The sequence below is a fragment of the Microbacterium fluminis genome (genome assembly GCF_051549805.1).
Taxonomy (GTDB): domain Bacteria; phylum Actinomycetota; class Actinomycetes; order Actinomycetales; family Microbacteriaceae; genus Microbacterium.
In genome coordinates this window covers 492,343-505,674 of the sequence record NZ_CP196042.1, presented here as the reverse complement: position 1 = coordinate 505,674, position 13,332 = coordinate 492,343, and the positions used below count along the sequence as shown (strand labels likewise).

At 71.6% G+C, this 13,332-nt stretch carries 10 protein-coding genes; 9 read left to right on the top strand and 1 reads right to left on the bottom strand.

The genetic code is table 11. The features are described from left to right. The first annotated feature begins 49 nt into the window (after positions 1-49). From pta to ACSJDX_RS02245, 7 genes are read left to right on the top strand one after another with little or no spacing between them, the layout of a single operon-like run. Positions 50-2,182, top strand: coding sequence for a phosphate acetyltransferase (gene pta, locus ACSJDX_RS02275; protein WP_438353973.1), 2,133 nt, complete (start codon positions 50-52; stop codon positions 2,180-2,182). Continuing rightward, complete coding sequence (locus tag ACSJDX_RS02270; protein ID WP_438353972.1) at positions 2,179-3,432, top strand: acetate/propionate family kinase; 1,254 nt, start codon at positions 2,179-2,181, stop codon at positions 3,430-3,432. The genes pta and ACSJDX_RS02270 overlap by 4 nt, the downstream gene beginning before the upstream one ends. Positions 3,433-3,461: 29 nt before the next feature. Next, entirely contained in the window at positions 3,462-4,196 is a 735-nt protein-coding gene (locus ACSJDX_RS02265) for an HAD family hydrolase (RefSeq protein WP_438355034.1), read from the top strand. Then, positions 4,193-6,727, top strand: coding sequence for a glycoside hydrolase family 65 protein (locus ACSJDX_RS02260; protein ID WP_438353971.1), 2,535 nt, complete (start codon positions 4,193-4,195; stop codon positions 6,725-6,727). Before ACSJDX_RS02265 ends, ACSJDX_RS02260 begins: the two co-directional genes overlap by 4 nt. Positions 6,728-6,767: 40 nt before the next feature. Next, positions 6,768-8,828 (top strand): DNA polymerase III subunit gamma and tau, encoded by a 2,061-nt coding sequence (locus ACSJDX_RS02255; protein ID WP_438353970.1) that lies wholly within the window; start codon positions 6,768-6,770, stop codon positions 8,826-8,828. Positions 8,829-8,831: 3 nt separating this feature from the next. Further along, positions 8,832-9,425: a recombination mediator RecR gene (gene recR, locus ACSJDX_RS02250; protein ID WP_438353969.1), complete on the top strand. Its 594-nt coding sequence runs from the start codon at positions 8,832-8,834 to the stop codon at positions 9,423-9,425. Then, complete coding sequence (locus ACSJDX_RS02245) at positions 9,425-10,360, top strand: DMT family transporter (RefSeq protein WP_438353968.1); 936 nt, start codon at positions 9,425-9,427, stop codon at positions 10,358-10,360. The genes recR and ACSJDX_RS02245 overlap by 1 nt, the downstream gene beginning before the upstream one ends. Before the next feature lie 8 nt (positions 10,361-10,368). On the opposite strand, the gene ACSJDX_RS02240 is transcribed toward ACSJDX_RS02245, so the two are convergent. Further along, positions 10,369-10,860, bottom strand: a complete 492-nt coding sequence (locus ACSJDX_RS02240) for a hypothetical protein (RefSeq protein WP_438353967.1) — start codon at positions 10,858-10,860, stop codon at positions 10,369-10,371. 167 nt (positions 10,861-11,027) lie between these two features. On the opposite strand from ACSJDX_RS02240, the gene ACSJDX_RS02235 reads away from it, so the two are divergent. Both ACSJDX_RS02235 and ACSJDX_RS02230 read left to right on the top strand, forming a co-directional pair. Then, positions 11,028-11,516, top strand: coding sequence for a hypothetical protein (locus tag ACSJDX_RS02235; protein ID WP_438353966.1), 489 nt, complete (start codon positions 11,028-11,030; stop codon positions 11,514-11,516). Further along, the gene (locus tag ACSJDX_RS02230; RefSeq protein ID WP_438353965.1) at positions 11,513-13,222 is read left to right on the top strand and encodes a serine/threonine protein kinase; all 1,710 of its coding nucleotides are present in this window, start codon (positions 11,513-11,515) and stop codon (positions 13,220-13,222) included. The genes ACSJDX_RS02235 and ACSJDX_RS02230 overlap by 4 nt, the downstream gene beginning before the upstream one ends. Positions 13,223-13,332: the final 110 nt, after the last annotated feature.

Here is a 13,332-nt window from a genome sequence, read left to right as displayed (position 1 = left end):
ATCCCGTCCTCCCTGCCCGCGCGGAGGTCCGCGCCCGTAGGCTGGCCGCGTGGCGCAGAGCATCTACATCACGTCCGCCGAAGGGCACTCCGGCAAGTCGACGATCGCCCTCGGGGTGCTCGACGCCCTGAGCCTCGCCACGGCGCGGGTGGGCGTCTTCCGCCCGATCGCCCGGACGACCTCCGAGACGGACTACGTGCTCGAGATGCTCCTCGCCCACGACGGCGTGCACCTGCCGTACGACGAGTGCATCGGCGTCAGCTACGACGACGTGCGGGCCGATCCGGATGCCGCGCTCGCGGTCATGGTCGCCCGCTACAAGGCCGTCGAGGCGCAGTGCGAGGCGGTCGTGATCCTCGGCAGCGACTTCACCGACGTCGGCAGCCCCGCCGAGCTGGCCTACAACGCCCGCATCGCCGCGAACCTCGGGGCCCCGGTGCTCCTGGTGCTCGGCGGCCGGGCGCTGCAGGGCCAACCCGAGCAGCTGGGGTCCTCGCCCGCACGCACGCCCGCCGAGATGGGGCAGGTCGCCGCGATCGCGCTCACCGAGCTCGCCCACGGACGCGCCGAGCTGTTCGCCGTGGTCGCCAACCGCGCCGACCCCGACCGGCTGGACGAGGTGGTCGCCGCGATCGCGGGAGCGGTCGAGGCGTCCCTGCACCGCACCGTGCCGGTGCGCGCACTGCCGGAGGACCTGTTCCTGGTCGCTCCGTCGATCCGCGGCATCCTGCGCTCGGTCGGCGGACGGCTGCTCAAGGGCGATCCGGACCTGCTCACCCGTGAGGCGCTGGGGGTGGTCGTCGCGGCGATGTCGATGGTCAACGTGCTGCCCCGGCTGACGGAGGGCGCGGTCGTGATCATTCCCGCCGACCGCACCGACGTGCTGCTGGCGACGCTGCTGGCCAACGCCTCGGGCACGTTCCCCTCGATCAGCGGCATCGTGCTGAACGGCCCGTTCCCCCTGCCGGGCGACATCGACCGGCTGATCGACGGGCTCGGCTCGACGATCCCGATCATCCAGACCGATCTCGGCACGTACGAGACGGCCGTACGGATCATGGGCACGCGCGGACGGCTGGCGGCCGATTCGCAGCGCCGGTACGACACGGCCCTGTCGCTGTTCGAGCAGCACGTCGACACCGACGAGCTGCGCGAGGCGCTGGGCCTGGCCCGCGCCACGGTCGTCACACCGCTCATGTTCGAATACGGCCTCATCGAGCGCTCCCGCGCCGACCGCCGACGCATCGTGCTGCCCGAGGGCGACGACGATCGCATCCTCCGCGCCGCCGCGACGGTGCTGGCCCGCGGGATCGCCGACGTGACGATCCTCGGCGAGGAGATCGAGGTGCGCAATCGCGCGATCGAACTGGGCATCGACCTGCGCGACGCGCAGGTCCTGTCGCCGTTCGACGCGGTGCACGTGGCCAGATTCGCCGAGGAGTACGCGCGGCTGCGTGCCCACAAGGGGGTCACCTACGCGCAGGCCGCCGACACGGTGACGGATGCCTCGTACTTCGGCACGATGATGGTGCACCTGGGCCTGGCCGACGGCATGGTCTCGGGCGCGGCGCACACCACCGCCCACACGATCCGCCCGGCGTTCGAGATCATCAAGACGCGCCCGGACGTCTCGGTGGTGTCGTCGGTGTTCCTGATGGCTCTCGCCGACCGCGTGCTCGTCTACGGCGACTGCGCCGTGATCCCCGATCCCACCAGCGAGCAGCTGGCCGACATCGCGGTGTCCTCGGCGGCGACCGCGGCGCAGTTCGGCATCGAGCCGCGGGTGGCGATGCTGTCGTACTCGACGGGCGAGTCGGGCTCGGGCGCCGACGTCGAGAAGGTGCGCGCGGCGACGGCACTGGTGCGCGAGCGTGCGCCGGAGCTGCTCGTGGAGGGACCGATCCAGTACGACGCGGCCGCCGATACCGCGGTGGCGGCGGCGAAGATGCCGGGGTCGGATGTCGCGGGCCGGGCGACGGTGTTCATCTTCCCCGACCTCAACACGGGCAACAACACCTACAAGGCGGTGCAGCGCTCCGCCGGGGCCGTGGCGATCGGCCCTATCCTGCAGGGCCTGAACAAGCCGATCAACGACCTCTCGCGCGGCGCGCTGGTCGACGACATCGTCAACACGATCGCGATCACCGCGATCCAGGCCCAGGGTGAGGGGGCGGGCGCATGAGCGCGGTGCTCGTGGTCAACTCGGGCTCGTCGTCGTTCAAGTACCAGCTGCTCGAGATGGACGGTGAGCGCGTGCTCGCCTCGGGCCTCGTGGAGCGCATCGGCGAGGGACTCGGGGTCGCGAATCACACGGTGTTCGCCCCCGTGGCGCCCGAGCCCGCCGCGGTCCCCGAGCTCGTCGAAGGGTCGCCGACGTTCCTCGACGCCACCTACACCGAGGAGCAGCCGATCCCCGACCACACCGCGGGGTTCCAGGTCATGCTCGACGCGTTCGCGGCGCACGGCCCGTCGCTCGCCGAGAACGCCCCGGTCGCCGTCGGGCATCGGGTCGTCCACGGCGGAGCGCGCTTCTTCGAGCCGACGCTCATCACCCCGCTCGTCGAGATCAACATCGACGAGCTGTCGGTCCTGGCCCCGCTGCACAACCCCGCGAACCTCGCCGGCATCGTCGCGGCGAAGCAGGCGTTCCCCGACGTGCCGCACGTGGCCGTCTTCGACACCGCCTTCCACCAGACCCTTCCCCCGGCGGCCTACACCTACGCGATCGACGCGGAGCTGGCGGCATCCCATCGCATCCGCCGCTACGGGTTCCACGGCGCCAGCCACAAGTTCGTCAGCGGGGCCGCCGCCGCCTTCGTCGGCCGTCCGCTCGAGGAGCTGCGCCAGCTCGTGTTCCACCTCGGCAACGGCGCCTCGGTCACCGCGATCGACGGCGGGCGCTCGGTCGAGACGTCGATGGGTCTCACGCCGCTCGAGGGCCTCGTGATGGGGACGCGCTCGGGCGACCTCGATCCGGCGGCACTGCTGCAGTTGGCCCGCCGCGGCGGGCTGTCGATCGACGACCTCGACACCCTCCTCAACAAGCGCAGCGGGCTGCTCGGGCTCGCCGGCGTGTCGGACATGCGCGACATCGGCGACCGCCGTGATGCCGGCGACCCGGCCGCGCAGCTCGCCTTCGACGTGTACGTGCACCGCCTGCGCGCCTACGCGGGCGCCTACATCGCCCAGCTGGGCGGTGTCGATGTGATCTCGTTCACCGCCGGCGTGGGCGAGAACTCGATCCGCGTGCGCGCCGAGGCGATGGCGACGCTGGGCTTCGCCGGGGTCGAGATCGACCCGGCGCGCAACGAGACGCGGGGTCGAGGCATCCGGATCATCTCGACCGATGCCTCGCGCGTCACCGTCCTTGTCGTGCCCACCGACGAGGAGCTCGAGATCGCGCGGCAGACGCTCGCCGTGGCGGCGCGCTGACCCGCACCCCCTACCCTGGGGGAATGTCCATGGACGGCGCGCGCGCCCTGCCCGATCTCGCCTCGTACGACGCGGTGCTGTTCGACCTCGACGGGGTGCTCACGCCCACCGCCGAAGTGCACATGCACGCGTGGAAGACGATGTTCGACGAGCTGTTCGCCGCGTGGGAGATCACCCCGGCGTACGGCGACCGCGACTACTTCGACCATCTCGACGGCAAGAAGCGTTATGACGGGGTCGCGAGCCTGCTGGGCAGCCGTGGTGTCGAGGTGCCGTGGGGCGATCCGTCCGACGATGTGAGCGCCGACACGGTGTGCGGCATCGGCAACCGCAAGAACGTCGTGTTCGAGCGGGTGCTCCGCGAGGAGGGCATCGCGCCCTACCCGGGCTCGCTCGCGCTCGTCGACCGGCTGATCGCCGCCGACGTGCCGGTCGCGGTGGTGTCGAGCTCGAAGAACGCCGAAGAGGTGCTGCGGGTCGCCGGCATCCGCGATCGCTTCGGCGTGGTGATGGACGGCGTGATCGCCGAGCGCGACGGTCTCGCATCGAAACCCGCTCCCGACGTGTTCGTCGAGGCGGCACGGATGCTGGGGGTGGCCCCCGCGCGCAGCGCCGCCGTCGAGGACGCGCTCAGCGGCGTGCAGTCCGCCGCGGCGGGGGAGTTCGCCCTCGTGGTGGGCGTCGACCGCGGGGTGGGCGCCGACCTGCTGCGCGCCGCCGGAGCCGACGTCGTGGTGTCCGACCTGGAGGAGTTCGTCCGATGATGGATCGCGATCGTTTTCCGATCGACCCGTGGAAGCTGGTCGAGTCGGCCTTCTCGATGGAGGATTCCGGCGTCACCGAGACGCTGTTCGCCGTCGGCAACGGCTACCTGGGACTGCGGGGAAACCACCCCGAGGGTCGTCACTCGCACGAGGACGGCACCTTCCTCAACGGCTTCCACGAGACGTTCCCGATCCGTCATGCCGAGCAGGCCTACGGCTTCGCCGAGGTCGGTCAGACGATCATCAACGCGCCCGACGCGAAGGTCATGCGCGTGTTCGTCGATGACGAGCCGCTCGCCCTCGACGTGCACGACGTGCGCGAGTACCGCCGCGAGCTCGACATGCGGGAGGGGGTGCTCCGCCGGCACGTGCTGTGGCAGACCCCGTCGGGCAAGCTCGTGCGGATCGACTTCGAGCGGATGGTGTCGTTCGAGGAGAAGCACCTCGCGATCATGAGCGTCGAGGTGACGGTGCTCAACTCCGACGCGCCCGTGACCATCAGCTGCCAGATCGTGAACAGGCAGGACGGCGAAGACGTCTACGGCGGCACGCCGAAGGCGCACAAGGGCGCCGCCTTCGACCCGCGCAAGGCGGAGCGGATCGCCGACCGCGTGCTGCAGCCGGAGGAGTTCTGGCAGGACGGCGTGCGCTCGGCCCTCAGCTACCGCGCGTCCGATTCGGGAATGACGCTGGCCGTCGTCGCCGACCACATCGTCGAGACCGAGAACGACTTCGACCCCCGTCGGCTGATCGAGCCGGACATCGCCAAGAACGTCTTCCGCGTGCAGGCCAAGGCCGGTGTGCCGATCAAGGTCACCAAGCTGGTCAGCTACCACACCTCCCGCGGCGTCCCCGCGCGAGAGCTGGTCGACCGATGCCGGCGCACGCTCGATCGCGCCCGTATCGAGGGCGTCGAGCGCCAGTTCGCCCGACAGCGGGCGTGGCTGGACGACTTCTGGGCGCGCTCGGACGTGCGCATCGCCGGACACGACGACCTGCAGCAGGCCACCCGCTGGTGCCTTTTCCAGCTCGCGCAGGCCGCGGCGCGCGCCGACGGCCAGGGGGTGCCCGCCAAGGGCGTCACCGGGTCGGGCTACAGCGGCCACTACTTCTGGGACACCGAGATCTACGTGCTCCCGTTCCTGGCGTACACGACGCCGCTCTGGGCGCGCAACGCGATGCGGATGCGCTACAACATGCTGCCCGCCGCCCGTCGGCGCGCGCATCAGCTGAACGAGGCGGGGGTGCTGTTCCCGTGGCGGACGATCAACGGGGAGGAGGCATCCGCCTACTACGCCGCCGGCACGGCGCAGTACCACATCAACGCCGACGTGAGCTTCGCGCTGGCGAAGTACGTGCGCGCCACCGACGACGTCGACTTCCTCTATCGCGAGGGGGTCGACATCGCGGTGGAGACCGCGCGGCTGTGGACCACGCTGGGATTCTGGCGCTCGGTCGACGGGGTGATCGACGGCGAGGGCGACGAGTTCCACATCCACGGCGTCACCGGTCCCGACGAGTACACCACGGTCGTCAACGACAACCTGTTCACGAACGTGATGGCGCGCTTCAACCTCCGGTTCGCGGCGCGCACGGTGCGCGACATGGAGCAGGACGCTCCCGAGGCCTACCGCCTGATGGTCGACCGGCTCGGGCTCGACCCGTCCGAGGCGGACGGCTGGGAGCGCGCCGTGGAGGCGCTCAGCATCCCGTACAGCGAAGCGCTCGGCATCCATCCGCAGGACGCGGTCTTCCTCGAGAAGGAGGTCTGGGACCTCGAGAACACGCCGGCCGAGCAGCGCCCGCTGCTGCTGCACTTCCACCCGCTCGTGATCTACCGCTACCAGGTGCTGAAGCAGGCGGATGTCGTGCTCGCCCTGTTCCTGCAGGGCAACCATTTCTCGGCCGAGGAGAAGCTCGCCGACTTCGAGTACTACGACCCGCTGACCACGGGCGACTCCACCCTGTCGGCCGTCGTGCAGTCGATCCTCGCCGCCGAGGTGGGCTACCAGGACCTCGCCCGTGACTACTTCGAGGAGTCGCTGTTCGTCGACCTCGCCGATCTGCACCACAACGCCTCCGACGGCGTGCACGTCGCCTCTGCCGGCGGCGTCTGGACCGCGCTGGTCTCGGGCTTCGGCGGGATGCGCGACCACTTCGGCGACCTGTCGTTCGACCCGCGCCTGCCGGTCGACTGGCCCGAGCTGACGTTCGTGCTGCACTGGCACGGCACGCGGCTCGACGTCTCGGTCACCCGCGACGCCCTCACGGTGCGCGCCACGGGTGAGGAGGCGGTCGAGTTCACAGTGCGCGGCACGGCGCATCGCGTGGCCGGCGGCGAGACGGTCACGGTGCCGCTGGAGGGCCAGGGTCCGGTGATCCCGGGTCGTCCGTCGCTGCGGCAGGTGTCGCAGTCGCGGCGCGACGACGGCACGCTCCTGTCGGCATCGGTGCCTACCCTGACCACGACCATCCCGGTCCTCGGCTCGGAGGCGGACCTCGACGACCAGCCGGCGCCGGTGGATGCCTGAGGCCCGAGCCGATGTCTGTGCCACCGCCTAGAGTGGTCCGGTGACCACCGCCCTCTACCGCCGCTACCGCCCCGAGGCGTTCGGCGAGATGATCGGGCAGGCACAGGTGACCGACCCGCTGATGACCGCGCTGCGCGGTGACCGCGTCGGGCACGCCTACCTGTTCTCCGGTCCGCGCGGGTGCGGCAAGACCACGTCCGCGCGCATCCTCGCCCGCTGCCTCAACTGCGCCGCGGGGCCCACCGACACCCCGTGCGGAACGTGCGACAGCTGCATCGAGCTCGGCCGCGGCGGCGGCGGGTCGCTCGATGTGGTCGAGATCGATGCGGCATCCCACAATGGCGTCGACGACGCGCGCGACCTGCGCGAGCGGGCCATCTTCGCCCCCGCACGCGACCGGTTCAAGATCTTCATCCTCGACGAGGCGCACATGGTCACCCCGCAGGGCTTCAACGCGCTGCTCAAGCTCGTCGAAGAGCCCCCCGACCACGTCAAGTTCATCTTCGCCACGACCGAGCCCGAGAAGGTCATCGGCACGATCCGCTCGCGCACGCACCACTATCCGTTCCGGCTGGTCCCGCCGGCGGCCATGCTCGAGTACGTCCAGAGCCTGTGCGAGTCCGAGGGCGTGGCTGTCGAGCCCGGCGTGCTGCCGCTCGTGGTGCGCGCCGGCGGTGGATCGCCGCGCGACACGTTGTCGCTGCTCGACCAGCTGATCGCCGGCTCCGAGGGCGACCACGTGCAGTACGCGCGCGCCGTGTCCCTGCTGGGCTACACGCACGCCGAGCTGCTCGACGAGGTGGTCGACGCGTTCGGCGCGGGCGAGGCCGCGGGCGCGTTCGCGGCCGTCGACCGCGTGGTGCAGACCGGTCAAGATCCGCGGCGCTTCGTCGACGACCTGCTCGAGCGCCTCCGCGACCTCATCGTGATCGCCGCCACCGGACAGGGCGCCTCCGCAGTGCTGCGCGGTGTGCCGAGCGACGAGCTGGAGCGGATGTCGCGCCAGGCCGCCGTCTTCGGATCGGAGCGGCTGTCGCGCACCGCCGACCTCGTGATCGGCACCCTCGACGAGATGACCGGCGCCACCTCGCCGCGTCTGCAGCTCGAGCTCATGGTCGCCCGCGTGCTCGCCCACACCTCAGCGCCGGCGGCCGTTGCCTCCCCGGTCGTCGAGCGAGCGAAGCGAGACGAAACGCCCCGACCTTCCGAGGCCGCCGCGCCGATCGCAGCCTCGGTCGCCGCACCCGTCGCACCCGCGGTCGAGGAGCCTTCGCCTCCGGTCGCTGCGCCCGTCGAAGCCGCGCCTGCCGCCCCGGTCACCGTGCAGCGACTGCGCGACGCGTGGCCCGAGGTGCTCGGCCGTCTCGAGACCCTCAGCCGCTCCTCGTGGCTGATCGCGAGCAACGCCCGCATCCTCGCCTTCGCCGACGACGTGCTCACTCTCGCGTTCCAGGCGCAGTCCGACGTGGCGAAGTTCAAGCAGCTCGCGGCGGGCAAGGGGCCCAGCGAAGACCTGCGGCAGGCGATCCAGGGCGTGCTCGGCATCCGTGTCAAGTACATCGCCCGGCACGACGCCGATCCGGGGCCCCCGCCGGGGCCCGACGCGCCGCCGCCCGACGACCCCGACGATCCCTACGATCCGGGCCCCGGCGCGGGTCCCGCGCCCGCGCGCACGGTCAGCCGCGCCTCGGCACCGGCCTCCGTCACCGAGTGGGCCGTCGCGGCGATCCCGACCGACGCCCCGGCCGCCGGCGGGGGAGCGACATCGCCCGCCCCGACCGCCGTCGGTCAGCTCGCGGTCGACGACGAACCCGAAGACGCGGCATCCGCCGTCCGCCCCGTTCCGCAGCCTGCTGAGGGGGAGGTGCTCCCGGCGACCCAGATCGCGCCCGCGCGCGACGCCGACGACGACGCCGACGACGATGCCGACCTGGATCTGCCCGTCGACGCGCCCGTGCCGCCCGTCGTGGCGCCGCGGCTGGCCGAACGCAGCGCTCCGGCAGGCGGCATCCAGCGCTACGGCGAGGCGGTCGTGCGACAGGTGCTCGGCGCGACGTTCGTGCGCGAAGAGCCGTACCAGGCGCCGACGAGGTTCAGCTAGGCCATGTACGACGGCATCGTCCAAGACCTGATCGACGAGTTCGGGCGGCTGCCGGGCATCGGCCCGAAGTCCGCGCAGCGCATCACCTTCCACATCCTCCAGACCCCATCCTTCGACGTGTCGCGACTGGCCGAGCTGCTCGGCGAGGTGCGCGAGAAGGTCAGGTTCTGCGAGGTGTGCGGCAACGTCTCCGAACAGGATCGCTGCGCGATCTGCCGCGACCCGCGTCGCAACGAGACGCTGATCTGCGTGGTGGAGGACGCGAAGGATGTCGCGGCCATCGAGCGCACGCGCGAGTTCCGCGGGCTCTACCACGTGCTGGGCGGCTCGATCAGCCCGATCGCGGGCATCGGCCCCGACGATCTGCGCATCCGCGAGCTGATGCAGCGGCTGGCCGACGGCACGGTGCAGGAGGTCATCCTCGCCACCAACCCCAACCTCGAGGGGGAGGCGACGGCCACCTACCTCAGCCGACTGCTGCACACCCTCGAGGTGGCGGTGACCCGACTCGCCTCCGGGCTGCCGGTCGGCGGAGACCTGGAGTACGCCGACGAGGTCACCCTCGGCCGCGCCTTCGAGGGCCGGCGGTCGATCTGATGGTCGCGGCCGTGCAGCGCTTCGGCACGCGCGGGTGGCTGCTGTTCGCGGCGATGTCGCTCATCTGGGGACTGCCCTACCTGTTCATCAAGCAGGCGGTCGACTCCTACTCGCCGGCCTCGATCGTGGCCGGCCGCACGCTCATCGGCGCACTGCTCCTGCTGCCCTTCGCGCTGCGGCAGAAGGCGCTGCGCCCCGCCTGGCGCAAGATCGGCTGGGTGCTCGCCTTCGCGGCGATCGAGATCGCCGGCCCGTTCCTGCTGCTCGGACACGCCGAGCAGACGCTCCCCTCCGGGCTCACGGGGCTCCTCGTCGCGACCGTTCCGCTGTTCGCGGCGATCATCGCCTTCACCCGCGGCGATCGCTCGGTGTTGCGGCCGTCCCGGGCGATCGGGCTCGTCGTCGGCTTCGGCGGCGTCGCGATCATCGTCGCCGGCCCTGGGCTCGCGGTGGGCGGGCCGGGCGCGCTCCTCGCGATCGGCGAGCTCATGCTCGTGGCGATCTGCTATGCGATCGCGCCGTTCATCATCGCCACCAAGCTCAAGGATGTGCCCTCCCTCGGCTCGATCACCCTGGCGCTGGCGGCGGTGGGCCTGTTCTACCTGCCGATCGGACTGCTGACCCAGCATCAGGTACCGACGCTCGGCAGTACGACCGCTCTCGTGCTCCTCGGCGTGATCTGCACCGCCGTCGCGTTCATCACGTTCTTCGCCCTCATCGACCACGTCGGTCCCGCCCGCGCCCCGCTGTTCACGTACGTCAATCCCGTGGTGGCGATCGCCCTGGGCGCGATCATCCTCGGCGAGGAGGTGACGGTCGGCCTCCTCGTCGGCTTCCCGCTGGTGATCCTCGGATGCTGGCTGGCGGCCACCGGCGGCACGATCCGCCTGCGCCGACCGCCCGCCGGCGACCTGCCGCCGATCGCCCCCGGCTGACCCGCGAGCTAGCGCAGCACCTCTACCAGCGCCACCCAGGAGATCAGGATGCCCGCGACGATCGCGGCCAGCGCTCCGGCCGCGAACCACATCAGGCCGATCGGGAGGCCGGCGACCACGAGGATTCCGCCGACGAGATAGCAGCCCGGCGTGATGAAGCCCACCACCGACTTGACCACCTTGGCGCGATTCGCAGGGTCGCGATTCTGGTAGATACGGCGCGTGGCCATCACCGAGATCAGGGCGGCCACGAGGGCGAGCAGTACGGTCGCCGTGGCGTACGCCGCGAGGGGCAGACCGGGCACCAACCCGATCCCTGACGCGACGATGGCGAGCACCAGGCCCGCGAGTCCGGCCGCGAGGCGCGAGGAGATCGCCGGCGACTTGATGATCTCGCCGATGTTCACGCTCGCCGCGACGATGAGCAGGCCTGCGAGAGCCGCGGTGGCGCCCATCATCGCGACGTTGAACTCCGACCATCCGTCCATCGCGGCATCCATGGATGGATGCTAGCGGGCCGCCGCGTCCGCGCCCCACACCGATTCATGCGTAGGAGGGCGGCGCGATGCCCGCCGTTCACCCCGCCGTCCCCCTGCGGGAACCTGCAAGCGGGACGCTTCCCCTCGCGCCCCTGTTCCCGATTCCCGGCGCCGCGAAAGGGGATGCTGTGACCGCGCGGTTTCTGTATGCCCGCTTTCCCACCGCCGAGCAGCGAGCCGCCGTCGATTGGCTGCACACGGTGGCGGAGGTCGCGTCCGGCTACGCCGGATCGGCGACGGTGCGGATGCCGGCCGTCCAGCCTCTTCCGTCGGGTCCCGTCGTGGCCTGGCGCCTGGTGAGCGACAACCGTCGCGAGATCGCGCGCGGGTGCCGCCTCTTCGCCTCCGAGCGAGACGCCCACGCGGACATCACGCCGCTGCTCCGTGAAGTGCGGAGCTTGGTGGTGCATGCCGCACCGGGTCCGCGCATCCGAAGCACCGGATGGTTCGTGACCCGAGACGGCGAGCTGGCGATGATGGGCGCGCGCCGGTACGAGAATCGCTCGACGGCGCTCAACGCCGGGGCGCTCGCGCTGCGTCTGCTGGCGCAGCTGGCGGACGCGGCGGCGGCGGGAGAGGACCCGGTGGAGCCGGCGACGCCCGAGTACGCCGTATGACCGAAGGACTGGTGGCCGGGAGATTCCGCATCCGTGGGCTGCTCGGCAGTGGCGGCACGGCGTCGGTCTTCGACGCCGAGGACACCGTCGACGGCCGACCGGTCGCGCTCAAGCTGCTGCATCCCCACCTCGCGGGGGAGCGATCGGTGTGGGATGCCTTCTTCGAGGAGGTCCACGCGGCGCAGTCGATCGCCCACCCGGGCCTCGCGGAGGTCTACGACGCCGGGGTCGAGGACGTCGATCCGCCGATCGTCTGGATCTCGATGGAGCCGGTGCGCGGGGTGAGTCTCGCCGAGCACGTGCGCGCGAGTGGGCCTCTTGCGGTCGCCGCGGCCGTCGCCCTCACCTCTGCGGTGCTGGATGCGCTCGCCGCCGCACATGCCGGTGGGGTCGTGCACCGGGACGTGACTCCGGCGAACGTCATGCTCGACCCCGACCTTCTGGCGTCGTCGGTCGACGCGCCTTTCGATCCCGAGGCGTTCGGGTGCAGCATCCGTCTGCTCGATTTCGGTCTCGCCGACATCCCGGGGCGTTCGACGGTCGGCGCCGACGCGCTGCTCAGCACCGCGGCGACCGCACCGGCGGGTGTCGTGGCGAGCGTGCCGTACGCGTCGCCCGAGCAGCTGTCGGCCGCGGCGGTGCGCGAGGCCAGCGACCTCTACCAGGTGGGGGCGACGCTGCATTTCGCCCTCACGGGGCGACCGCCGTTCCTCGGCGACACGGCCGCCGTGGTGCGCGCCCACCTGTCGGCCCCGCCGCCGGTTCCGTCGGCCAGCCGCAAGGGGCTGCCGCGCGGCATCGACCGAGTCGTCACGACGGCGATGCTGAAACGCCCCGAGGACCGGTACGCGGATGCTGCGGCCATGCGCGCCGCTCTCGTCGATGCCGCCCTTCCGCTGCGCGCTCCCGCGGCCGACCAGGCAGTCGCGGGGCTCTCGGGTGTCGCTGCGGAGGCGACGAGAGTGACGCGCGTCTACCGCACGACGGTGGGAGCCGATGCCCCCACGCCGGACGTGCCCTTCGCGCGACCGCCCGCGGAGAGCGGCGGATCCGGCGGCGGATGGCAGGCGTGGGCGATCGGCGCCGTCGTGGTGGCCGTGATCGCGACAGTGGTCGGTGTGTCGGCGATGGCGGCGAACACGACCTCGGCCCCCGAGGCATCCGCGTCTGCATCGATCTCGGTGTCGCCGGCGCCCACCGCGACCCCTCCGGCGCCGACCGAGACCACCGCCCCGTCCGCGCAGGTGCCGGAGGTGACCGGGATGACGGTGGTCGAGGCGCGGGCCGCCCTGGAGCGGGTGGGGCTCCTCCTCGGCGAGGTGACCAAGGAGAACTCCCCGTCGGTGGGCGACACCGTGCTCGGCACGAGCCCGGTGGCCGGCCAGTGGGCGCTGCTCGGGCGGACGGTCGCCGTGCGCGCCGCGAGCGGAGACAATGCGGTGCCGCCGGTCGTCGGGCTCTCCGCTGCCGAGGCGGCCGCCATTCTCACAGCGGCCGGGTTCCCGTCGCACATCACCGAGGTGATGGACGGCACCCCCGGCTTCGTGGCCACCTCGTCGCCCGCTCCGGGGGTGGTCTCGCGCGTCGGGAGCACGGTGATCCTGTCGGTTCCCCGCACACCGACGCATCCGCCGATGCAGCCGACGGCGACGCCGACGGGCGGTCCGACGCCGCTGCCGACGGGCTCGTCGACCCCCGTTCCGTGAGGGTGGCGAGGCGTTCTCGTACCCGTCACATCTTGAACGTCAGTCCGTCATTCCTAGGACATTCATCGAGTGATCCTCGTTCACCTTCGCGGGTCATCCTTTCTCCGCGG

What these genes read in the sequence shown, in the direction of transcription:
- ACSJDX_RS02270 (WP_438353972.1), top strand. Translation starts at nt 2,179, where the DNA reads ATGAGCGCGGTGCTCGTGGTCAACTCGGGCTCGTCGTCGTTCAAGTAC.
- ACSJDX_RS02265 (WP_438355034.1), top strand. Translation starts at nt 3,462, where the DNA reads ATGGACGGCGCGCGCGCCCTGCCCGATCTCGCCTCGTACGACGCGGTG.
- ACSJDX_RS02260 (WP_438353971.1), top strand. Translation starts at nt 4,193, where the DNA reads ATGATGGATCGCGATCGTTTTCCGATCGACCCGTGGAAGCTGGTCGAG.
- recR (WP_438353969.1), top strand. Translation starts at nt 8,832, where the DNA reads ATGTACGACGGCATCGTCCAAGACCTGATCGACGAGTTCGGGCGGCTG.
- ACSJDX_RS02245 (WP_438353968.1), top strand. Translation starts at nt 9,425, where the DNA reads ATGGTCGCGGCCGTGCAGCGCTTCGGCACGCGCGGGTGGCTGCTGTTC.
- ACSJDX_RS02240 (WP_438353967.1), bottom strand. Translation starts at nt 10,860, where the DNA reads ATGGATGCCGCGATGGACGGATGGTCGGAGTTCAACGTCGCGATGATG.
- ACSJDX_RS02230 (WP_438353965.1), top strand. Translation starts at nt 11,513, where the DNA reads ATGACCGAAGGACTGGTGGCCGGGAGATTCCGCATCCGTGGGCTGCTC.